Raw genomic sequence first — 23097 nt, 5'->3', positions numbered from 1 at the left:
TCTGAAAAATGATTGCATTTTTTGTTTTAATTAAAATAATTCTTTTATTGCAAAGCTTTTGAAACCAAAGCACAATCGGCTTTACTGAGTTTTTGATCTTCTTTATAAGAAATTTTCTTCTCATCTGCATATCTCATCTGTCCGTTATCATCTTTTTGGTCTCCGATGCCTTCCAGAAGAATTCCATCTTTCTGAAGGAAGTACAGGTCTCTTTTGCTTTTCGATCCTTCAGAAGAAAATTCGTAGGTCAATTTTAAGGTGTCACCGGATTTTAATCCCGCTAAATCGCCGTACGAACTGTCTTTTTCACTGTTCTTATATTTCATTTTTCCGGTAACCGTGCCTAAATTATCATCGATACTTACAAAAACGCTGTCTTTTCCGGTTACACCAAGATAGCAATAGGATTTTGAACCTAATGTGTCGACATTGGTTTCTGTATCTGTTATTGTAGAATCCGTATTTGTAACGGGTGCTGCAGTTTCAGTTTTTTTAGTACAGTTCATTAAAATTAATGATAACGAACTAATTACAATATATTTTCTCATAATACCTGAAGTTTTCTATTGCTAATTTACTCATCATATTTTAAAACAAAGTAAATCTTTTAATAAATATTATATTATGAATGCATCTTAAACAGAATAAAACGGATTCCTAATCGCTGAGAATCGTACATATCTATTATGATAAGATCTATCAGTAATGTTAGAAAGTAAGAAGCAACTATCACTCTTTACACACTATTATAAAAGTCCTATAATTTATATTATGTTAAATAGGATATGTTTTATGTTTTGGGATTATTCCTGATATGTTTAATTATAAGCACGTTAGACAATGATTTTTATAATCGTAAATCAAATATAATAATCTGACCATAATTATAATATGGCGTGATTTTAGTTAATTATTCTATCTGTGACATCTCAAAATTACTTACATAGTTTATGAAAAAATTCAATACCATTATTTTGAAAATTTTAAAATGGACAGGAATTACCATCGTTTCAGTTCTTTTCCTCATGTTTATTATTCCGATCCTTTTTCCGGGAACAATTTCTGAACAGGTTAAGATTTTTGCCAATAAACGTCTTGCTGGGAAACTCGATTATAAAAAAACGCATCTTACATTTTTCAGGCATTTTCCTTCACTTACCGTTTCTGTAGATGATGTATTGCTAAAAGGTTCAAAACCTTTTCAAAATGATACTTTACTGGCAGCCAAAGAAGTTGCAGCAGGAATTAATCTTAAAAACCTGATTTTTGACGGGGATATAAAAATCGATGAAATTTATGTGACCAACGCATACGCCAACGTTTTCGTAAACAGCAAAGGTCAGGCAAATTATAACGTGTATGTTGCTAAACCTTCTGAAAAACCAAAAGATACCACCGCATCAGGAACTTCTATAAAGCTGGATCTGATTAAATTTAAAGATTGTCACATCAAATATAATGATCATGCTGCAAGAGTTTCTGTAGACGCAAAAGGATTAAATTATACAGGAAAAGGCGGTCTCAGTGAAGATATTTTTGATCTTAAAACCGACCTGGACATTGATAAATTAGATTTCAGCCTGAACAGGGTGTATTATGCGCAGCAAAAAACACTGCATGCCGATCTTATTACGAGAATTAATACCAATGCATTGACTTTTGTTCTCCGAAAAAATGAGTTGAGAATCAATAAATTACCTTTAAAATTCACAGGAGATTTAAGCATTTTAAAAGATGGATACAATCTTAATATTGAAGCTGCATCAGAAAAAACGACTATTCGGGATATGATTTCCGTGCTGCCTCCTCAATATCTGAAATGGGCAGATGATACCAAAATTGAAGGAAAAAGCGATTTATTCTTCAGTCTGAAAGGCAGATTCAGCGAGTCTGAAAATCGTAAACCCAGATTAAAGGCGAGATTGTTTGTACAGGACGGTTTTGTTTCCAGCGGAAAAGCACCGGTTCCTATGAATCATCTGAATATGGATCTTAATGTAGATCTTCCGTCTTTAGATACTGAACAGCTTATGATCGATTTGAAAAAATTAAGCTTCGATCTGGGCCCGAATAACAGTTTCCGGGCTGTTGTCAAAACAAAAGGTTTGGATGAAATGCAGATTAATGCAGATATTAAAGGTGCTGTCAATCTTCAGACATTACAGCAGGCTCTTGGATTAAAAGATATTGAGGTACGCGGATTGATGGATACCAATATAAGATCAAATGGTATTTTCAGTTTGGATAAAAAACTGTTTCCAAAGACCAAAGGATATCTCAATCTTAAAAATGGTTGGCTAAAAACAAAATATTACCCCAACCCTATCAAAAATATAAGTATCGTTGCCAATATCAATAATACAGACGGAACTTTTAAGAGTCTTGGTGTAAAATTAGATCCTTTTAAATTTGATTTTGAAGAAAATCCTGTTTTTGTGAATGCAGATTTGCAGAATTTTGAAGATCTTTTATATAAAGTAAAAGCAAAAGGGGTATTGAACGTAGGAAGGATTTACAAAGTTTTTGCCAAAAAAGGATTAGATATCAGCGGACTCATTATGGCAGATCTTTCCCTGAACGGACGCCAAAGTTATGCAACAACCGGCCAATACAGTAAACTTGATAATAAAGGAACACTTATTTTAAAAAACATCAAAGCGACTACAGAATATTTACCGAAGTCATTCTATATTAACGAAGGCCAATTTCAGTTTGAAAACGAAAAAATGTGGTTCAGAAAGTTTTTTGCCACGTATGGAAAATCAGATTTTGCTTTAAACGGATATCTTCTCAATACCATCAATTATTTTATCGAAAGAAAAGGAACTCTCCATGGTAAATTTGTGCTGAATTCCAGATATATTCTGGTGGATGAATTTATGGCTTTAAAAAATGGTGATAATACAGATCAGTCACTGGACGTGGAATATGCTAAAGTAGAAAACCCGAAAAGCAGCGGTGTGGTGATTATCCCCAAAAACTTAGATGTTTCTTTGCAGGCCAATGCACAAAAGGTTTCATTTAAAGGTTTAAATTTAAATCACCTGAAAGGTTTGGCATCGGTTAATAAAGGTCAGGTTTATCTTAAAAATACATCTTTTGACATTATCGGAAGCCGAATGAATATTGATGCGCGATATCAGGATGAGTCTCCGCTTACCGCCAATTATGATGTTGCTTTAAAGGTTCAGGACTTTGATGTTCAGCGTGCATACAAAGAAATTGACATGGTGCGCGAAATGGCAACGGCTGCAAAAGATGTTAAAGGTATTGTATCCGTAGACTACAAATTAAAAGGTGATTTTGATAAAAATATGGCACCCATTTATCCTTCTCTGGAAGGTGGCGGAATTGTCAATCTTCGGGATGTAGAAGTGAAAAACTTAAAAATGCTTTCGGCTGTTGGTGACAATATCGGAGCCAATGCGTTTGATAATCCTGATATGAAAGGCGTGAATATAGAAACACATATCAAAAATAATTTGATCCATGTTGATAAATTTACTTTTAAAGTTTCCGTTTTAAGGCCTTCAATCAGTGGAACGACAAGCTTTAACGGACTTCTCGACTTATTAGTCAGAGTGGGGCTTCCTCCCGGTGGATGGATTGGCTTCCCGATTGTTGTAACCGGAACACATGAAAAACCCAAAATTAAAATCTTCAGCAAAACCGGACAGGGAATTATTGATGCTCTGTATAACAAAAAAACAAATAAAGTCATCCGTCAGGAACGGAGAGCCGCTAAAAAAACCAGAAGACAGCAGCGAAAAGATCAGAAAGCTCAGACAGAAAAAGCGAAAAATGCTGAAAAGCAGATTGATAAAAATCTTAAGGAAAAATAAAAAAAAGACTGTCAATACCGACAGTATTTTTCAGTCTACCCTTTTTGAACTCATTTTAGTCATTTAAAAAAGATTTTCTGAATTCTAAAGGCGAAACCTCTGTTTTTGCTTTGAATAGTTTACTGAAAGACTGCGAATGCTCAAAGCCAAGTTCATAGGCAATTTCACTTACCGATAAACTCGTGGTAGAAAGCTTTTCTTTGGCCTTTTCGATCAGCTTTCCATGAATATGCTGCTGTGTGGTTTGTCCGGTAAGCGATTTGAGTAAGCTTCCTAAATAATTGGTTGAAATATTCATGGCTTTGGCAATATCATTTGCGGTAGGCAAACCTTTATTCAGGATGGTTTCGCTGTCAAAATATTCATCAAGATAATTTTCCAGCTGAGTCAGAATCTGGTGATTGCTCTTTTTTCTGGTAATAAACTGCCTCTGATAAAACCGTTCACAATAATTCAGCAACACTTCAATCTGGGAAATGATAATATTCTGGGTAAACTGATCGATCCCGGAGCGATATTCCTGTTCGATATTTTTAAAGAGCCCGATTAGAATTTCCTCTTCTTTCTCAGAAAGAAATAGCGCTTCATTCACATCATAGCCGAAAAATTTGTAATTCTGAATGGTTTTTGCCAAAGGAGTATTCCAGATAAAATCCGGATGAAAAGCCAGGATAAAACCAGATGGTTTTACTTCCGGTTTGATGATATTCAGCCGTACCAATTGTCTTGGTGCAATAAAAGAAACCAAACCTTCGTCAAAATCATATTCACTCTGCCCATAATAGAATTTGCCGTGAATATATCTTTTTAATCCGATAAAATACAGATTCTGAATCCAGCTGATTTCCGGCTCTTCGATTTGATATTCTACCCGGCTGTAGTCTACCACACTGATCAGTGGATGCTGTGGTTTTGGCAATCCGGCAAGTGTATGAAACTCTGATAAGGTATCTATTGTATATAATTTTCTGTTTTTCATAAGTTTAGAAACAGGCAACAGCATTTTGCTGTTGCCTGTACAAATTTAATAATCTGTAGATATACTGATGTTTTTAAAGTCAGAAATTTCACTTTGAAGGGCATTGAGTTTATTTCCGGCAATTTCAAATGCATCAGAGCCTAAAACCAAATGTACCGGCGGATTTTCCATTTCGGCAATTTCAATCATTGCCAAAGCTGCCTTTTCCGGATCTCCTGGTTGGTTTCCGTTAATATCATTTTCGTGAGCGGTTTGAAGCTGTCGTGCAAGAGTATAAGAATCAATTTCATTTTTCGGAACACGCAGCGAGCCGCCTGTCAGGAAATTGGTCCGGAAATATCCGGGATAAACCACTGTTGCATGAATCCCAAATTCTTTACTTTCAGCAGCCAAAGCTTCTGTAAAACCTACCACTGCAAATTTTGTCGCGCAGTAAATTCCCCATCCTGCAAAATCGCCGGTAAGGCCACCGATAGAAGCAATATTGATGATCAAACCGCTCTTTTGAGATCGTAAATGCGGCATTGTTTTTCTGATTACATTCAGAGAACCGAAAACATTGACGTCAAAATTCTGACGGCTTTCCAGATCAGTGAGTTCTTCAAGCGTTCCCAATTGGCCATATCCTGCATTATTCACTACAACATCTATTCTGCCAAATTTTTCAATGGTCTGGGAGATCGATTTTGCTACGCTTTCTTCCTCAGTAAGATGAGTTTCAAGGGGAAGAAATGTATTGGTTTCTCCACTGATCGTGTTTAAAAGATCTGAGATATTTCTTGAAGTAGCTGCTACAGAATGTCCTTCTGCCAGTAATCTTTTTACTAATGTTAAGCCTAAACCTTTTGAAGCTCCTGTCACGAACCATACTTTTTTTGTGTCCATTTTAATTGTTTTTAATTAATACTATTTAACAATGCAAAGTTGAACAATCCGATAAGCATATTTGTAATCTTATCATTGATGTTTGTAGCCAAAACAATGGTATTTATTATTAAAATGTTTATTTTTGATTCTGATGATTAAAAATTATAAAAGATGAACGGTATGATTCAAAAAATTTCTCTTATGCTGTTGTTGCTCGCAAATCTCAGCTTTGCCCAGAATCTTAACAAAGATAATGCGGAACATATTCAGAAAATAATTAAGCTTTTCCGGGAGAAAAACAGTAATGAGATTTCAAAAATAATCCGCTATCCTTTACGCAGAGAATATCCTGTTCCTCCTGTCAAAAACCGTCAGGATTTTGTTCGCAGATTTGATACTTTATTTGATAAAACGTTTGTTGATATCATTTCCAAATCAAATGTAAATGACTGGTCAGAAGTTGGCTGGAGAGGTATTATGCTGAATCAGGGAGACATGTGGATTGATGGTGACGGAAATATTATTGCCGTAAATTATCAAAGCCAGTTTGAAAAAAACCAGCGTGAAAAGTACATTTTTGACGATAAAGTAAAGCTTCATTCTTCTTTAAAAACTTTTGAAGAGCCTGTGTATAGATTCAAAACAAAAAATTATCTCATCAGAATCGACAGGCTGCGCAATGGCAAATACCGGTATGCTTGCTGGAAAAACAGTCAAAGTGAATCTTCAAAACCGGATCTTATCCTCAGTAACGGCGATATACAGTTTGAAGGGAGCGGTGGAAATCATGCCGTCAATTTTAAAAATGAAAACTACAGGTATAGCATTTACCGAAATATCATCGGTGAAAAAAATACGCCGGAAATAGAACTGGAAATTAAAAAAGATAATAATATAATCTTAACCGAACACGGAATCTTATTGGAAAATAACTAAATCAATTCGGCAGAAACTTCTGCAGATTTCAAATCATATTCTGTTTCCCACTGTTCCAGCAAATGAAGAATCGGTAAAAGGGCCAAACCTTTTTCGGTAAGGCAATACTCTACTTTCGGAGGCAATTCTTTGAATTCCTGTCTGTTAACGAGTCCGTCTTCTTCCATTTCCCGCAATTGATCTGTGAGAACCTTTCTGGAAATCACCTCTATTCTTGCAGCGATCTCCCCAAAACGCAGTGTACGGTTTTTAATAACCATTACAATAATGGGCTTCCATTTGCTTCCCAGTGCAGACATCGCTTTTCCCAACGAGCAGTTGCACTCCATCATTTTTCTTTGTCTCATAATTGTTACTTTTAAGTTACCATTATACGTTACAGCAAAGTTACCAGTTTTTTTCAATAAAAGACACAAAAATGAACTATTATTAGTTACTTTGTGTAACAATTAGTTTTTTAAAAATTAAAAATTATTCAGGATATGAATGTAGAAACATTATTTACCCCATTCAGCTATAAAAATTTCCAGCTCAAAAACAGAATTGTAATGGCTCCCATGACAAGAGCGCAGTCTGATAACGGAGTTCCAACGCAGAAAATTGTAGAATATTACGGAAGAAGAGCAGATTCTGAAGTAGGTCTCATTTTATCTGAAGGCACTGTTATCAACAGGCCTGCCTCAAAAAACATGCAGAATATTCCAGATTTTTATGGGACCGAAGCATTAAAAGGCTGGAAAAATGTTATTGATAATGTGCATCATCATGGCGGGAAAATGGGTCCGCAAATATGGCATGTTGGTGATACCAGAAGTTCAGATGATTATCCTCTGACTCCCATGGAAAAAGCATCCGAAATGACTGTAGAAGATATTCAGGACACCATTGCCCAGTTTGCCGCATCTGCAAAATCAGCGAAAGATCTTGGATTTGACTGTGTGGAAATTCACGGCGCACACGGATATCTTGTTGATCAGTTTTTCTGGCCGGTTACCAATACCAGAACTGATGAATACGGTGGTAAAACCATCAAAGAAAGAAACAGGTTTGCGGTAGAGGTGATCAAAGCAATCAGAGCCGCGGTAGGAGAAGATTTTACCATTATCATTCGCCTTTCTCAATGGAAACAGCAGGATTATACAACCAGAATTGCTGCCACACCTCAGGAAATGGAAGAATGGCTTTTACCTTTGAAAGAAGCCGGAATTGATATTTTTCATTGTTCGCAACGCCGTTTCTGGGAACCAGAATTTGAAGGTTCGGATCTTAATTTTGCGGGATGGGCAAAGAAAATTACAGGGCAGCCCACTATAACCGTAGGTTCAGTAGGTCTCAGTGATGATTTTATGGGTGCCTTTGCAGGAAAAAGTTCAGAAAAGGCTGATCTTTCAGAATTAATAAGAAGACTTGAAAGACAGGAATTTGACCTGGTTGCTGTAGGCCGTGCTCTGTTAAGCGATCCTCAATGGGTTAAAAAAATAAAAGAAGGAAAAACCAATGAAATTTCAGATTTTTCACCGGAAAGTTTGGGCATTTTATATTAGCCTATTTATCTCACAAATTAAGCAGTTTCTTTCCGGAGAAGCTGCTTTTTTGATGAAATGAAATCTGAATTATATTTTATATCACTTTAAAATTTGTTGTAATTATTAAAATTATGTTCTTTTGTATCATCGAACTTTCATCATCATGAAAAAATCAGAATCTACCCGTCTCAATATTTTGCAGAAAGCATTTAATCTGATCTATACAAAAGGTTACCAGACTACAAGCGTTGACGAGATTATTGCAACCACTCAGGTAACTAAAGGTGCCTTTTATTATCATTTTAAAACCAAGGATGAAATGGGTTTGGCCATTATTAACGAACTTTTACAGCCTGCATTTGCTTCTTCTTTTATTGCCCCGCTTCAGAATTCAGATGATGCGTTAGATACGATTTACAACATGATGCATGAAATTTTGATGAATAATGAAATTCTTAAAGTTGAATATGGATGCCCCGCTTCTAATCTTACTCAGGAAATGGCTCCCTGGAACCATACTTTTACCACTACGTTAAATAAACTTTCAAAAGAGTGGGAAAACGCATTGATTGCAGCCATAGAAAAAAGCAAGAAAAATGGTAAGATCAAATGGGATGTCAATGCAAAAGAAATCGCTGTTTTTATCATATCGGGATATTGGGGAATCAGAAATTTAGGAAAACTGGAAAATAATACTTCGATTTATCTTGTTTATTTAAAGCAGCTTAAAACATATTTTGATTCCTTGAAATAATTTTTTTATTTAAAAACATACTAATTAGTATGTTTTGTTTATTTTTGTTACATCAAATTAGATCATGATGTATCAAACGCTTACTTTTTTGCATTCAACTTTTCGATGGTTGGTTTTATTAAGCCTGATTTATTCTTTGTACAGATCCTGGAACGGATTGTACAAAGCAAAAGGATTTACAAAAACTGATGATTCTGTACGACATTGGACTGCTACAATTGCACATATTCAGTTGGTTTTAGGAATAACTTTATATTCTCAAAGCCCGATTATCAAATATTTCTGGAACAATTTTGATATTGCCAGACAAAACTTTGACTTGCTTTTCTTCGGATTGATCCATATTTTTTTAATGCTGCTTTCCATTGTAATCATTACGGTCGGTTCGGCCTTAGCCAAAAGGAAAATAGAAAACAGGGAAAAATTCAGGATTATGTTTATTTATTTTTTAATCGCGTTGGTCATTATTTTTATTGCTATTCCATGCCATTTTCACCATTTGCTAACAGACCTTATTTCAGATAATTATGATTGATTTATTAAAAACAAAAGTGGGCAGATTACGGATAATTGCTATTCTTGAAGGGATTTCACTGCTAATTTTAGTGGGGATTGCGGTTCCAATGAAGTATGCTCTCGGCAACACTTCCCTTGTAAAAACGATGGGTCCTGTTCATGGTGGTTTATTTCTTCTTTTCTTATTTAACACTTTAAGTGTCGGTGTAGAGCAGAAATGGAAGTTTAAAGAAACCACATGGAAAGTCCTTCTGGCTTGCATGATTCCTTTCGGAAGTTTTTATGTGGATAGAAAAATTTTGAGTAAAATATGAAAAATATACTGATTTTTGTAGGTATTATACTTACGCTATACATCATATACAAAGTTTATACATTTCAGACTTTAGATGATGGTTTGGATCAAAAGATTAAAAAAGGAGCGGTTATTTTAGATGTCCGCACTGAGAAAGAATTTGCGACTGGCCATATAGACGGTTCTGTAAACATCTCTTTAGGAACCATCCGGGAAAGATATACCGAATTGGATCCTGATAAAACGTATATTACTGTCTGTTCGCATGGTTTGCGCAGTGTAAAAGTAGAGCATATTCTTAAAGAAAAAGGCTTTAAAAAAGTATACAATGGCGGAGCCTGGGTAGATCTTCAAAAAAATATTGAAAAGAAATAATTTGGTTAGGTTTTTGAATATTCATCAACACCAATTTTACTCTTTTGAAATTAATCACATTTACCAACAAAGGCATTTACTGTCCGCAGGGAAAATTCTACATAGATCCGTGGCGACCGGTAGATTATGCCGTTATCACACATGGTCACGCCGATCATGCACGATGGGGAATGAAAAAATATCTCTGTCATCATTTTACCAAACCCATCTTACACCAGAGAATTTCTCCCGATATCGAATGTCAGACTTTACAATACGGCGAAGTTTTAGATATTAACGGAGTAAGGCTTTCCATGCATCCTGCAGGTCATATTATTGGTTCGGCGCAGATCCGGCTAGAATATAAAGGTTATGTAAGTGTTGTTTCCGGTGATTATAAAGTGCAGGATGACGGTTTGAGTACGCCTTTTGAACTGGTAAAATGCAATGAATTTGTTACAGAAAGTACTTTCGGGCTTCCAATTTATAACTGGCTCGAAGTTCCTGATCTGAATAAAAAATTGCAAAACTGGGTCTTAAGAAACCAGGAAAATCAAAAAACTTCAGTTTTTATCGGGTATTCTTTAGGAAAAGCACAGAGAGTGATGAAAGCAGTTGAAGGAATGGGGAAAATCCATGTACACTACTCTATCGGGAAACTTAATAAAGCATTTGAAGAAGTCGGGATCGTACTTCCCGAATATGAAGTTCCTGATTTCAGAGAAAATATAAAACACGTTCAGGGAGATATTGTAATTGTTCCTCCAGCACTTTTAGACAGTAATGTAATTAAAAAAATACCGGATGCTGCGACAGCAATCTGTTCGGGCTGGATGCAGGTTCGCGGCGCCAGAAGATGGCGGAGTGCCGATGCGGGTTTCCCGATGAGCGACCACGCCGACTGGAAAGGCCTTTTACAGGCAATCAAAGCCACAGAAGCAGAGATCGTTCACGTTACGCATGGCCAAACCGAAGTTTTTTCAAAATATTTAAATGAAATCGGCATAAAATCTGACGTGGTAGAAACTTTATACGGCGACGATGATGAAGAAGTTATTGAAAAAGAAACCATTCAAAATCCTGAGTTATGAGGCATTTTGCAGATTTAATCAACGCGCTGGAAAGCACCAATAAAACCAATGCAAGAATTGATGCGATCATCGATTATCTTGAGCGCGCTCCGGATGAAGATAAAGTATGGTTTATCGCATTGTTTACAGGCAAAAGGCCAAAAAGAAATGTAAATACCAATTACATGAAAGAATGGGCGTTGGAAATCACTCAATTGCCTTTCTGGCTCTTTCAGGAAAGTTACTCTTCAGTAGGAGATTTGGGAGAAACTATTTCATTAATTCTTCCTCCTCCCGCTGAGAATATTGAAAAAACACTCTCCGAATGGATGAACGAAATCATCGGACTTAAAACAAAAACAGATGCCGAAAAAAAAGAATTCGTCCTTAATTCATGGAATGGGCTAGATTATACTGAACGGTTGATTTTTAATAAGTTATTGGGCGGAAGCTTCAGAATCGGAGTTTCCGGGAAGACATTGATTAATTCCTTAACTAAATTTTCAGGCCAGGAAACCAGTACATTAATGCACAGTTTAATGGGAAAATGGCAGCCGGAAGAAGTTTCATTTAAAGAACTGATTTCTGCTGAAAATATCAATCCCGATAATTCCAAACCCTACCCTTTTTGCCTTGCTTACCCTTTAGAAAAAGATCTTGAAGAATTGGGTGCTCCGGATGAGTGGATGATCGAATACAAATGGGACGGAATCCGTGGTCAGATCATCCGCAGAAATGATGAAGTTTTTATCTGGTCCCGAGGTGAAGAATTGGTGACGGAGCAGTTTCCGGAAATTGAGGAGACCGTAAAAGCCATGAAAGGCAACTTCGTACTGGATGGAGAAATACTTGCGGTAAAAGAGGGCAATGTGCTTAATTTTAATGAATTACAAAAAAGACTAAACCGGAAAACATTAACCAAAAAAATGCTCTCCGAAATACCCATTGAGGTGTTCTGTTATGATTTGCTGGAACTGGAGGGAAATGATTTAAGAGAAAAACCAATCTCAGCAAGAAGGGCAATGCTCGAAGAATTATTGTTAAACGAAGCACCCGAAAAGATCAAAATTTCTCAGATTATTGAGTTTGAAAGTTGGGATCAGTTAGATCTGATACGGGAAAATTCCAGGGAAATCAACAGTGAAGGTTTAATGCTGAAACAAAAAGAATCACATTATCATTCCGGAAGAAAAAAAGGGGATTGGTGGAAATGGAAAATCAGCCCTTTAACGATTGATGCCGTGCTTATTTATGCCCAAAAAGGAAGCGGGAGACGAAGCGCTTATTACACAGACTACAGTTTTGCCGTGAAAAGCGGTGATAAATTGGTTACAATCGCGAAAGCTTATTCCGGATTGACCGATAAAGAAATCATGGAAGTCAGCAAGTTTGTGAATAAAAATGCCATTGAAAAATTCGGGCCGGTCCGTACCGTAAAACCGGAACTGGTTTTTGAGATTGCATTCGAAGGAATCGGCTTCAGCAACCGGCACAAAAGTGGTGTCGCACTACGTTTCCCCAGAATTCTAAGATGGCGAAAAGATAAAACGGTAAATGATATTGATGATATTGAAGAAATCAAAAAACTGATACAGTAATTTAATAAATATAACCGCAAAAGCCACAAAAGCTGATATTCAAAATGATTCTGCTGAAAGATCAAAAAGTTTAGAACAACACTTTTAAAACTTTAAAAGGTAAAGAGCATAAAAATTTTTGACTTTCGTGGTTTAAAAAACTACAATTTGAGCAATTACGAAAATACCGAAGGTTTTAAGATCATTCAGAACTGGATGATGGAAAAAGGCAATGCTCCATTTAATTTTCAGGTAGAAACCTGGAGAAAATTCGGAAATGGATACAGTGGAATGGTGATTGCTCCTACAGGTTTCGGAAAGACATTTTCGGTTTTTTTAGCATTAATTTCAGATTTTTTAACCCATCCTGAAAAATATAAAAAAGGACTGAAAATGATTTGGATCACCCCTCTCCGATCCCTTTCAAAAGATATTGCCAAAGCCATGCAGGAAGCCATTGACGAAATCGGTTTAGATTGGGCAGTTGGTGTTCGAAACGGAGATACAGATCCGAAAGTACGTCAACAGCAGGTTAAAAATATGCCCGAAATTCTTGTGGTAACCCCCGAAAGCTTACATTTATTACTCGGACAAAAAAATCATCAGCGGTTTTTCAATACTTTGCATTGTGTAGCTGTTGATGAATGGCATGAATTGTTAGGCTCAAAACGTGGTGTGATGGTAGAATTAGGCATCTCTCAGTTGGTACAATACGTTCCTAAAATTAAAATATGGGGAATTACGGCAACGATTGGTAATCTTGATGAAGCGCAGGATGTTTTAATTCCTTATGCATTCAAAAAAACAAAAATAACCGCCAAAGAGCACAAGAAAATTGATATTATTCCTGTTTTTCCGGATGAAGTAGAGATTTTACCTTGGGCAGGACATTTAGGAAATAAACTGGCGGATAAAGTGGTTCCTATTATTTTAGAATCAAAATCGACCATTGTTTTTACCAATACCCGAAGCCAAAGCGAAATGTGGTACCAGCTTTTATTGAATGCTTATCCGGATTTTGCAGGACAAATCGCAATTCATCACAGTTCAATTGATGCGCATCTAAGAATCTGGATCGAAGAAAACCTAAGCAACGGAAAATTAAAAGCAGTGGTTTCTACATCGTCACTGGATTTGGGAATAGATTTTAAACCCGTTGATACCGTTATTCAGATCGGTTCTGCAAAAGGCGTTGCAAGATTTCTGCAGCGGGCAGGAAGAAGCGGCCACTCCCCTTTTGAGACTTCTAAGATATTCTGTGTCCCTACCCATTCTTTAGAGCTTATTGAAGTAGCTGCCATGAAGGAAGCCGTCAAGCAGAAAGTAATCGAACCCCGCGAACCGCAGGTTTTATGTTTCGATGTTTTGGTGCAGTTTCTCATGACTTTAGCGATCGGAGATGGTTTTTATCCTGATGAAACATATAAAAGAATTAAACAGGTTTATACCTTTCAAGAAATTACCGATGAAGAATGGAAAAGCATTTTAGATTTTCTTACTATCGGCGGAAGCGCGTTGAAAAGCTACGAAGAATATCATAAAGTGGTCATCATGGACGATGGCCTTTTCAAAGTTACCTCAAGAAAAATCTCTATGCTTCACCGCATGAATATGGGGGCAATTGTAAGCGACGCAATGCTGAAAGTGAAGTTTATTTCCGGTGGTTACATCGGGATGGTGGAAGAATATTTTATTTCGAGACTGAAAAAAGAAGAAAAATTTATTTTGGCAGGACGGGTTTTAGAAGTAGCGATGATCAAAGATATGACAGTATATGTAAGAATGTCGAAAGGTAAAGCGATGGCTCCGAGTTATTTGGGGGGAAGACTGCCATTGAGTTCAAATCTGGGGCATTTTCTGAGAGAAAAACTTTCCGGGGCATTAAATCCTAAAGCTTCTGAAAAAGAACTGAAATTTTTACATCCGTTATTAGCAAAGCAGGCAGAACGTTCCCACATCCCGAAAGATGATGAATTTTTAGTGGAACTGATCAAAAACCGCGAAGGGTATCACTTATTTATGTATCCCTTTGAAGGAAGACTGGTGCATGAAGTGATGGCGGCTCTGATTGCCTACAGAATCTCAAAACTGGCCCCGATTTCTTTTTCTATGGCCATGAACGATTACGGATTTGAATTATTCAGTGATAAGGAAATTCCTTTGAATGAAGAAAATTTAGAAAAAATTCTGAGCAGGGAAAATCTGATGACCGATGTTATTTCCAGCATCAATTCTGCCGAAATGGCCCGTAGAAAATTCCGGGATATTGCGGTGATCTCCGGAATGGTTATTCAGAATTTTCCGGGACAGCAACGATCCAATAAATCACTGCAAAGCTCAGCAGGACTTATTTTTAAAGTATTGGAAGATTACGATCCGCATCATTTCCTGGTAAGACAGGCTTATACTGAAGTGTTTAACATGCAGCTGCAGGAACAGCGTTTGGTAGAAGCATTTAAAAGGATCGAAAAATCAAAAATTATCCTGAAATTTGCTAAAACCTTTACACCTTTAAGCTTCCCGATTAAAGTAGACAGCCTTCGGCAGACCTTATCGAGTGAGAATCTTGATGCAAGAATCCAGCGGCTGATCAAGCAATCGGGAAGAAATATAAAAGATTGATTTTTTGGTAAACTGAGATTTAAATTATGAAAATTGCTACGAAAAGCATTACGATACAAAAAGAAAATTTTATTCTGACCAATCAGCGCGCTGCGTTCTGGGAAAAAGAAAAAGCACTCATTTTGTCTGATCTTCATATAGGAAAGACTGCACATTTTCGTAAAAACGGGATTGCTCTTGCGAGCCAGGTGATGAAAAGTGACCTGGATCGGTTATCGGTTTTAATTGAATATTTTAAGCCGGAAAAATTCATTATTGTCGGGGACCTTCTTCATGCAGGAAACAATTCTGATGTGGATGAATTTTGCCGGTGGAAAAATCAATACCCGGAAATAAAGTTTTGTCTTGTAGAAGGCAATCATGACCGTATCTCTGAAAAATTAGAAAAAAAATTATGCCTTGATTTCAGGGCTGAAATGTTAGAATTGCACAATATCCTTTTTGTGCATGACACAGAAAAATCGAATCCTAAGTTCCAGGTTACAGGTCACATTCATCCTGGTTTTGTAATTAATTCTGCAATTAAGAAAATAAAGCTACCATGTTTTGTGTATACTAAAGAACAGCTTCTCCTTCCGGCTTTCAGCGAGTTTACCGGGCTGGATATTAAAAATATCCCGAAAAACGGAAAATTCTATGTGTTTACCGAGTCCGAAATTCATGAGATCTGATCACAACTCATCAAACCATTTATAAATATCTGTTCTTGACGGGATATTCAGTTTTTTTCTGATCCTGTTTTTCCTGTTCTGAATTGCTTTTGGTGTCACGTAGGTGAAAGTTGCGATTTCTTTGGTTGTAAAATTCAGTTTCAGATAAATGCAGAAAATAAGCTCAGAATTCTGAAGATGGGTTTGTATGGCTGATAATTTTTCAAAAAATTCAGGATACAGCGTTTTATACCGATTTAAAAGACGGGGCGAATTTTCTTTAGCCAGTTTTAAAATTTCATTTTCAGCTTGAGTCTCATGATCTTTCTCAGCAGATGGAGAATTATTTTTCTGCAACGGTTTTTTGACGAAGTCCTGAAGTTCTTTATTTTTTGAATGCACAGTCGGTTTTTTATATATAAAATTGTTATTTATCTGTCAAATATATTATATTTTATGGCTGACTTTTTATGATTGAAATCAATTGGAAGACGGAATTTATTATTACGGTAAAGACTTTTTAGGATTGTACACTGCTTAAAGTTAGAAATCTGCAAAATTTTTTAGGCATGTGGTATCGGTGTGGTATTACATTAATTTACTTTTAACAAAATTTATTTTTTCTTTACATGTTGTTAAAAAAAACTAATCCATATGGCTTTAACTGACTGTTGGCCATACCTTATCTAATTCAGAGTCTATGATTATTGAAAATCTTTTGCTTTCTTACGGAGGAGATTATAAGAAATTTGAAACGAATGAAATCATATTTAAAGAAGGAGATTCTCCGGCTTATTATTTCCAGATCGCAAGTGGAAAAGTGAAAATTAATAATCAGAATGAAAAAGGGAAAGAATTTATCCAGGGCATCCTACATGAAGGCCACAGTATTGCACAAGCCGCCCTGTTTATTAATAAAACCTACCCGGTAAACGCTGTCGCCATTGAAAACTGCGATATTATAAGGCTGTCCAGACAAAATTATCTGGAGCTTCTCAAAGAAAATCCTGAGTTTTACGACAGAATTATCTTATCACTTTCTGAGGATATGCATTACAGATATCTGATGATGCAGAGCATGTCTTTTCAAAACCCCGAAAGCCGGCTTAAAACCATTATGGATTATTTGAAGGATCAGTACACAGACCATTCTCGCTTTTCATTTCAGATTCCGTATACAAGACAACAGCTGGCTTCTTTAACGGGCCTTAGTGTAGAAACGGTCATCAGAGTAATAAAAAATATGGAAAAAAATGATGTTTTGAAAATACAGAACAGAAAAATACTGTATTGATTCTTTCCAGATCACAGTATTCTTCTGTTCTACACTCTCGTATGATGCTTATCTTTAATTCTGATGATGCATCATTTTTTAACCGAGCTCACATCTTCTTTTTTCGGCTCGTCGTCTTCTTCAATGTCGCATCTGCATGAAGTAACACTTAACATACAAATGGCCATAAGCATAAGGGTAGTTTTCATAGGATATATTAAATGGTTTGGTGTAAATTGGGGTTTTTCAGCATATTGAGATTATGATCTCAAGAATAATAAATAATTATTCTGCTTTCTGAGGAAATTTCAGATATTTTTCAATATAATGTATGTCTTTTTTATCCTTTATAGAAAGATAAAACATCGTCTGAAGAGGTTCTCTGACACCGATATCTTCAAAAGAATCAAATTGTGCAATCTGCACTTTAATGTATTCAATTTTGATATCCTTTAAAATAATGAATAATAAATAAATATTTTCCGTAATTTCTTTTGCATACACAATTGAACCTTCTTCAAACTGATTTACATTTTTTACGACTCTGATAAAATTGTCAGATTTAAGCGATCTTAATATTTTCTGATAGTTCATTGGTTACTTTTTTCGTAATCAATTCAGCTTCAGTTTCTTTATTTTTCTAAATATAATATATTGATCATTTCTGATTTTTATTTGGAAAACAAGTGCTGTTTGGGAAATAAAATGTCATTGATACATCAATAATATTTATTTACATAGAAAAACGAATGAAGCTGAAATGTGAATAAATTGATTATTCAAATATAGCCTACGACTGCCAAAACTATTTATGACTAGGATCATAAGTTTTTTTCAGTACAAAATCCTTCTGTTTATAATCTGGAGCAGATTATCATTCGCCATTTTTTTTATAGTTCGGATCACGGTTTCGACACGAAGCCCGGTAAGATCTGCAATCTGTTGTCTGGTAAGTTCTACCGGAAATGAAAATGAATCTTCACAGTCCTGAAAACTTTTAAGATATTCCATTAATCCATAGAGCCGTTTCGCCGGGTTTTGAGAAGCAAGGCTTTTCATCATAATTACCTTGTAGTAAAGCCGCTGTGAGAGGCACGCATTCATCTGCACTGAGATGGAAGGGTGAATTCTGAGCAGCTCGGCAAAATTTTTTCTCGGGAGCTTTAAAATAATGCATGGTTCTAAGCAGACCGCATTAATGGGATATTTTTTTTGTATAAACATCGAAAAATCTCCAAAGCTTTGCCCGTCACCTAAAATATTCTGAATAAATTCTTTTCCGTCTTCATCATAATTATTTTCCTTTACTTTTCCGGAAATAATCTGATAATAATAGAGCGGAGATTCTTCCTCTTTAAAAATAATTTCTTTTTTCTGGTAGGTTTTGGTTTCGGCTCCGAAAGATCTCAGAATTTCTTCATCAATCTTCATACAGCTGATTATCTTCATGGCGTAATTTATTTAATATTCATGGTAAAAAACAGTATAAATATACAAAATAAGATTTTTACACCTATTTTTTTAAGATTCCTCATGTTGTACGGATAAAATTATTTAAATTGCTGATATTCAATTTGTATTTATTTTACCTTACAATATATTTCATATAATGTTTTATGTATTAAACATCTGAAACATTTTTGGTTAGATTTTTGAAGTGAAAATAAAATACAGATATTGATCTGTAAATTATAAGAAGAGTAATGGCTCTTTATTTACAAAACCACCAAAATATTAATTATTATGTCAACAGAAAATCTTTCTCACGTAGAAGCGATCAAAAAAATCAAAGAACTTTCAGAAAAAGCCGGTATATGTATGTTTTGTACTGATCTGGAAACCTTACCTATCAACTCTCGTCCGATGGGTCTACAGGAAACAGACGATTCCGGGAATCTTTGGTTTATCAGCAGCGATACCAGCAATAAAAATTTTGAAATCAAGGAAGACAAAAGGGTTCAGTTGTATTTTATGAACAACAGCGATTCAGAATATCTTTCTGTATACGGAGAGGCTTCTATCTACAAAGATAAATCTACCATTGAAGATAAATGGTCTGCAATGGCCAATGCATGGTTTGACGGTAAAGATGACCCCAATGTTTCTATTATTCGTGTAGAACCAAAAGAAACGTACTATTGGGATACGAAAGCAGGTAAATTGGTAAGTCTGTTAAGCTTCGTTGCAGCAGCTGTAACAGGAAATAAAACCGATAATTCCGACGGCGTTGAAGGAATAGCCACCATTTAATTTCAAATAGTATAAAAAGATAACCATGCCTTAAAACTCTGCATCACTATGATTTTCGAAGATAAACCGCATACCGTTTTACAGGAAGTAAGCAATATGCCACAGGAACGTTTTAAACTGATCACCAGTATTATTAATTTCAGCGGTGACCGGTCTTTTATTCTGAGCTCTCTGCAAAAGATTAAAAACAGTACGCTATGCGAGATTAAAAGGAATACGATTGATAAATTTATTAATGAATATATTCATTTTGACGGTTTCGTAGAAAATGATTCTCACCTTCTTCATACGGATGGTTATCAGCACACGTCTCAATATGCCAAAAAATCTTACGAAAAAGTGTTGAAAGAGCAGGAATATCTAAACAAACTTATTACTATACTGAATATCGATTGATATTCAGTATAGTTTTATTATTAGTTAATCAACGATAAAGTTTTTCCTGGCCAGCTCTTTCCGTACCCTGCTTAGACTTTCGGGTGTGATTCCCAAATAGGAAGCAATCATCCACTGCGGGACCCTTGCCATCAGATCAGGATACCGTTTGGTAAATTTCATGTATCTTTCTTCGGCGGTTTCCCCCAATAACGAATTGATTCTGTCCTGCAGGCTTTTTACGTGTTTCTGGAGTACGAGATCATTTTTCTCAATGCTGTTCGGAAATTCTTCCAGCAGTTTATTAAAAAAATCGCGGGGAAGCACAGAGATTTCAGATTCTTCTATAGTTTCGATGAAATAATTTGATTTTTCATTAAAATAAAGACTGCTTCTGTCTCCAATCAGCCAATTCTCTGGGGCAAACTGGATGATGTGTTCTTTACCGTTTTTATCAATCGAAAACATCCTCAAAAGGCCTTTTTCAACAAAATACGTATTTCGACAGACTTCACCTTGCTGTAAAAGGAATACTCCTTTCGGAACTTTTTTTATTTCGTACTGTACATTACAAAGGCTTAGCTTTTCTACCGGAACTTCCAGCACCTTTGCCAGATAAGTATTCATATTGCTCATGACAAAATCTGGCTTAGAGTGATATCCTGATGTGATGCATTATTGACTGCTTTTCCGTTTTCTATAACGATCAGCTGCGGGCTTTCATGTCTTATCGCTAAATCTTCTGCAATTTTATTAGAAATATTTCTGTGTGCAAGGAGGTCTAAAAAATAAAGATCCGCACCAAACTCTTCAGCCTGCTCTATCTCTTTTTCAAAATTTTTAAGAACGGTTTTACTGATAAAACAGCTTGTAGAATGCTTAAATATGGCTATTTTTTTCTCAAAAGACATTGCAATTGCCTTTTCCAGATCTTGTTCGGATTGTATCGGCTTCCAAAAAGATTTTAACTGATTCTCTCCTTGTTTTCCTCCAAATATGTTGTCAAAAAAACTCATACATTAAATTGTTTAAGGTGATGATTAAGGTGTTTATATTCTAAAAATCCCCAATCTTCCGGTGTCATCACGCCGAAAAGAGCATGATTCCCGGGAAGGTCATTATTTTTATACGTTTCCAGGTATTCTTTCAGTGTGATCTGAAGATTTTTTTCAGCCTCATGAAAGTCACATTCAAAATTAACAATTACTTTCTTAAAAGTAGGCATATTATGAGGAATTCCGTTGTTGAAAATTTGTATTTCCTTTTTCGTTGCAATTCCGACCGCTTTTAACAGGAAGTGAAGCTTCGGCAGTTCTATTTTGCGCAGAGGAATCTGTAAAATTAGATGACAATGATGCAGCATCTGTGCAGCATTCATCTTTCCCCATTTAGGTGTGGAATCTTCCGAGAGGGCAGAAATCCTATTCAGAATCTCTTCATAATATATAGTGTGATGAAGGCTCTTTTTTACCAACCCTGTTCGTTTTTAAGAGTTTCAATATGGGCAAAATGGTGATGGCAATGCCAAGAATAGAGCGCTACATAATATCTGAGATTATTATCTTTTTCTTTTTCCGGATGGTGAAATGTTCTTTCAAATTGTTTGTTGGTAAGAGATTTTAGGATGACGTACCATCTTTGGTGGATTCCTTTAATCATTCTCATCGCGGGTTTTACGGGCATATTGATGCTGTCCTGCAATTCTGCCCATTTTGCCTCATCGTAAGGCTTTATCGTCGGGTTTTCTTCGGTAAGAGCCAGCTTAAACCTGATAAAACTGTTGGCATGGCTGTCAGCAAGATGATGAATGACCTGTCTTACCGTCCATCCTCCTTCTCTGTACGGTGTATCCAGCTGATCATCAGAAAAATCTTCAATGAGATTTTTAAGCTTTTCGGGGAAATTTTTAATAACTTTTATATGCTTGTCGAGTTCAATATCACTGATGTTATCAGGTTCCTGAAATTGTCCGATAGGAAATCTTTTGTAATCTGTAATGTCCATATTTTTATAATGATATTTAATAAATTAGTTTTAATATTAATTTTACTAATACCCATGCAAATCAATATCTCCGGTTCTTTGCAGAGTCACCTTCTTCCCCATTTTTTTCTGAATCACTCTGAAATGCTGCAATTCGTCATCTGTCAAGATATTGATGGCGGTTCCTTTTTCACCGGCGCGGCCTGTTCTTCCGATACGGTGAATATAATCTAAAGGTGAACGGGGCAACTCATAATTGATAACACAAGGCAGAGATTCGATGTGAATACCGCGACCGATCAAGTCTGTTGCAACCAGAATCTGAGCACCATTCACTTTAAATTCTTCTAAATTATTTCTTCGGGCGCCCTGCGATTTCTGACTGTGAATAGCTACTGCTTTAATTTTATTTTTTTTCAGTTTTTCCACGAGATTATCTGCAGATCTTGTCGATGAAACAAAGATCAATGCTTTTTCAACTTTTTTTTCTTTGATTAAATAACGAAGAAAAGGCCCTTTGTTTTCCGGAGTGACATGATATGCCAATTGCTCAATATTCTCAATTTCAACTTCTTCTTTCTTGATTTCGATCATTACCGGATGTATGGATAAGCGTTCTTTCATCTCAGAAACTTTATCATCCAGTGTGGCAGAAAACAATGTAGTCTGCTTCGCAGCAGGCATCATCGCAAAAAGTTTATTCATTTCTTCACCGAAACCTAATTGAAACATTTTGTCTGCTTCATCAATTACCAAATGCTGAATTCCCGAAATACTCAACGCGTTATGATCAATCAGATCTAATAAGCGGCCGGGAGTAGCAATAAGAACTTCTACACCAAACATCCCCTTCATCTGTGGATTGATGGAAACACCACCATAAACAGCCATTGTGCGGATTTCTCTTTTCAGATTTTCTGTAAAAGCCCTGAAAACTTCATCAATCTGAATCGCAAGTTCACGTGTAGGAACCAATATTAAAACCTGAACATTCCGGTCTTTTTTAACCTCCGAATGCTGCAGTTTCTCCAAGATCGGCATTACAAAACAAGCCGTCTTTCCGGAGCCGGTCTGCGCAATTGCCATAAGATCTTTGCCCTGTAAAATAACGGGAATTGCCTGTTCCTGAATGGGAAACGGTTTTAAATAACCCAGCTTTTTAACAGATTGAATAATATTGTGGGATAATCCTGAAGACTCAAATGACATACCTATTTGTTTGCTGCAA

The 23097-nt window shown here is 36.0% G+C and carries 26 protein-coding genes; 14 read left to right on the top strand and 12 right to left on the bottom strand.

The features are described from left to right. Nucleotides 1-44: 44 nt before the first annotated feature. Complete coding sequence (locus tag N0B16_RS04640) at nt 45-506, bottom strand: hypothetical protein (protein WP_262989560.1); 462 nt, start codon at nt 504-506, stop codon at nt 45-47. A gap of 444 nt (nt 507-950) precedes the next feature. On the opposite strand from N0B16_RS04640, the gene N0B16_RS04635 reads away from it, so the two are divergent. Continuing rightward, nucleotides 951-3842: an AsmA-like C-terminal region-containing protein gene (locus N0B16_RS04635; RefSeq protein ID WP_262989559.1), complete on the top strand. Its 2892-nt coding sequence runs from the start codon at nt 951-953 to the stop codon at nt 3840-3842. A 55-nt stretch (nt 3843-3897) separates the two neighbouring features. Here the strand turns inward: N0B16_RS04635 and N0B16_RS04630 are convergent, their stop codons facing one another. Together N0B16_RS04630 and N0B16_RS04625 are read right to left on the bottom strand one after the other, a co-directional pair. Further along, complete coding sequence (locus N0B16_RS04630; RefSeq protein WP_262989558.1) at nt 3898-4821, bottom strand: helix-turn-helix domain-containing protein; 924 nt, start codon at nt 4819-4821, stop codon at nt 3898-3900. 45 nt (nt 4822-4866) lie between these two features. Next, the gene (locus N0B16_RS04625; protein WP_262989557.1) at nt 4867-5706 is read right to left on the bottom strand and encodes an SDR family NAD(P)-dependent oxidoreductase; all 840 of its coding nucleotides are present in this window, start codon (nt 5704-5706) and stop codon (nt 4867-4869) included. Between the two features lie 162 nt (nt 5707-5868). On the opposite strand from N0B16_RS04625, the gene N0B16_RS04620 reads away from it, so the two are divergent. Then, nucleotides 5869-6624, top strand: coding sequence for a hypothetical protein (locus N0B16_RS04620; RefSeq protein WP_262989556.1), 756 nt, complete (start codon nt 5869-5871; stop codon nt 6622-6624). Here the strand turns inward: N0B16_RS04620 and N0B16_RS04615 are convergent. Then, nucleotides 6621-6971: a winged helix-turn-helix transcriptional regulator gene (locus tag N0B16_RS04615; protein WP_262989555.1), complete on the bottom strand. Its 351-nt coding sequence runs from the start codon at nt 6969-6971 to the stop codon at nt 6621-6623. The genes N0B16_RS04620 and N0B16_RS04615 overlap by 4 nt on opposite strands. 135 nt (nt 6972-7106) lie before the next feature. On the opposite strand from N0B16_RS04615, the gene N0B16_RS04610 reads away from it, so the two are divergent. From N0B16_RS04610 to pdeM, 9 genes are all read left to right on the top strand, one after another. Continuing rightward, nucleotides 7107-8168, top strand: coding sequence for an NADH:flavin oxidoreductase (locus tag N0B16_RS04610; protein WP_262989554.1), 1062 nt, complete (start codon nt 7107-7109; stop codon nt 8166-8168). A gap of 145 nt (nt 8169-8313) precedes the next feature. After that, nucleotides 8314-8904 carry a TetR/AcrR family transcriptional regulator gene (locus N0B16_RS04605; RefSeq protein WP_262989553.1) on the top strand — a complete coding sequence of 197 codons (591 nt, stop codon included), beginning with the start codon at nt 8314-8316 and terminating at the stop codon, nt 8902-8904. A 64-nt stretch (nt 8905-8968) separates the two neighbouring features. Continuing rightward, complete coding sequence (locus N0B16_RS04600; protein ID WP_262989552.1) at nt 8969-9439, top strand: hypothetical protein; 471 nt, start codon at nt 8969-8971, stop codon at nt 9437-9439. Between the two features lie 16 nt (nt 9440-9455). Then, complete coding sequence (locus tag N0B16_RS04595; RefSeq protein WP_262989551.1) at nt 9456-9734, top strand: DUF3817 domain-containing protein; 279 nt, start codon at nt 9456-9458, stop codon at nt 9732-9734. Further along, nucleotides 9731-10090 (top strand): rhodanese-like domain-containing protein, encoded by a 360-nt coding sequence (locus N0B16_RS04590; RefSeq protein ID WP_262989550.1) that lies wholly within the window; start codon nt 9731-9733, stop codon nt 10088-10090. The genes N0B16_RS04595 and N0B16_RS04590 overlap by 4 nt, the downstream gene beginning before the upstream one ends. A 44-nt stretch (nt 10091-10134) precedes the next feature. Beyond that, complete coding sequence (locus N0B16_RS04585) at nt 10135-11160, top strand: ligase-associated DNA damage response exonuclease (protein WP_262989549.1); 1026 nt, start codon at nt 10135-10137, stop codon at nt 11158-11160. Beyond that, a complete protein-coding gene (locus N0B16_RS04580; protein ID WP_262989548.1) occupies nt 11157-12737 on the top strand; it encodes an ATP-dependent DNA ligase in 1581 nt (526 codons plus the stop codon). Before N0B16_RS04585 ends, N0B16_RS04580 begins: the two co-directional genes overlap by 4 nt. 147 nt (nt 12738-12884) lie before the next feature. Next, on the top strand, nt 12885-15338 hold the full coding sequence (locus N0B16_RS04575; protein WP_262989547.1) for a ligase-associated DNA damage response DEXH box helicase: 2454 nt from the start codon (nt 12885-12887) through the stop codon (nt 15336-15338). Nucleotides 15339-15364: 26 nt separating this feature from the next. After that, a complete protein-coding gene (pdeM, locus tag N0B16_RS04570) occupies nt 15365-16009 on the top strand; it encodes a ligase-associated DNA damage response endonuclease PdeM (RefSeq protein WP_262989546.1) in 645 nt (214 codons plus the stop codon). On the opposite strand, the gene N0B16_RS04565 is transcribed toward pdeM, so the two are convergent. Next, nucleotides 16010-16390: a helix-turn-helix transcriptional regulator gene (locus N0B16_RS04565; RefSeq protein WP_262989545.1), complete on the bottom strand. Its 381-nt coding sequence runs from the start codon at nt 16388-16390 to the stop codon at nt 16010-16012. 298 nt (nt 16391-16688) lie between these two features. Here N0B16_RS04565 and N0B16_RS04560 point away from each other — a divergent pair, with 298 nt between their 5' ends. Continuing rightward, a complete protein-coding gene (locus N0B16_RS04560) occupies nt 16689-17282 on the top strand; it encodes a Crp/Fnr family transcriptional regulator (RefSeq protein WP_262989544.1) in 594 nt (197 codons plus the stop codon). A gap of 264 nt (nt 17283-17546) precedes the next feature. On the opposite strand, the gene N0B16_RS04555 is transcribed toward N0B16_RS04560, so the two are convergent. Beyond that, nucleotides 17547-17855, bottom strand: a complete 309-nt coding sequence (locus N0B16_RS04555; RefSeq protein ID WP_262989543.1) for a hypothetical protein — start codon at nt 17853-17855, stop codon at nt 17547-17549. Nucleotides 17856-18095: 240 nt separating this feature from the next. Then, complete coding sequence (locus N0B16_RS04550) at nt 18096-18710, bottom strand: Crp/Fnr family transcriptional regulator (protein ID WP_262989542.1); 615 nt, start codon at nt 18708-18710, stop codon at nt 18096-18098. Between the two features lie 294 nt (nt 18711-19004). Between N0B16_RS04550 and N0B16_RS04545 the strand changes: the two genes are divergently transcribed. Both N0B16_RS04545 and N0B16_RS04540 read left to right on the top strand, forming a co-directional pair. Beyond that, nucleotides 19005-19511 (top strand): pyridoxamine 5'-phosphate oxidase family protein, encoded by a 507-nt coding sequence (locus N0B16_RS04545; RefSeq protein ID WP_262989541.1) that lies wholly within the window; start codon nt 19005-19007, stop codon nt 19509-19511. 48 nt (nt 19512-19559) lie between these two features. Beyond that, nucleotides 19560-19907 (top strand): hypothetical protein, encoded by a 348-nt coding sequence (locus N0B16_RS04540; protein ID WP_262989540.1) that lies wholly within the window; start codon nt 19560-19562, stop codon nt 19905-19907. Between the two features lie 24 nt (nt 19908-19931). On the opposite strand, the gene N0B16_RS04535 is transcribed toward N0B16_RS04540, so the two are convergent. Genes N0B16_RS04535 through N0B16_RS04515 form a run of 5 tightly spaced genes read right to left on the bottom strand, consistent with a single transcriptional unit; the run spans nt 19932 to nt 23078 of the window. Further along, entirely contained in the window at nt 19932-20522 is a 591-nt protein-coding gene (locus N0B16_RS04535; protein ID WP_262989539.1) for a Crp/Fnr family transcriptional regulator, read from the bottom strand. Then, a complete protein-coding gene (gene ytxJ, locus N0B16_RS04530; RefSeq protein ID WP_262989538.1) occupies nt 20519-20902 on the bottom strand; it encodes a bacillithiol system redox-active protein YtxJ in 384 nt (127 codons plus the stop codon). The genes N0B16_RS04535 and ytxJ overlap by 4 nt, the downstream gene beginning before the upstream one ends. Next, nucleotides 20899-21360: a DUF1569 domain-containing protein gene (locus N0B16_RS04525; RefSeq protein ID WP_262989537.1), complete on the bottom strand. Its 462-nt coding sequence runs from the start codon at nt 21358-21360 to the stop codon at nt 20899-20901. Before N0B16_RS04525 ends, ytxJ begins: the two co-directional genes overlap by 4 nt. Next, nucleotides 21354-21890, bottom strand: coding sequence for a YfiT family bacillithiol transferase (locus N0B16_RS04520; protein ID WP_262989536.1), 537 nt, complete (start codon nt 21888-21890; stop codon nt 21354-21356). Before N0B16_RS04520 ends, N0B16_RS04525 begins: the two co-directional genes overlap by 7 nt. A 45-nt stretch (nt 21891-21935) precedes the next feature. Beyond that, nucleotides 21936-23078 carry a DEAD/DEAH box helicase gene (locus N0B16_RS04515; RefSeq protein ID WP_262989535.1) on the bottom strand — a complete coding sequence of 381 codons (1143 nt, stop codon included), beginning with the start codon at nt 23076-23078 and terminating at the stop codon, nt 21936-21938. Nucleotides 23079-23097: the final 19 nt, after the last annotated feature.

Origin of the sequence: Chryseobacterium gilvum (assembly GCF_025628965.1) — a bacterium.
In the GTDB taxonomy this organism is placed as follows: domain Bacteria; phylum Bacteroidota; class Bacteroidia; order Flavobacteriales; family Weeksellaceae; genus Chryseobacterium; species Chryseobacterium gilvum.
This window is presented reverse-complemented; position numbering and strand designations above follow the sequence as displayed.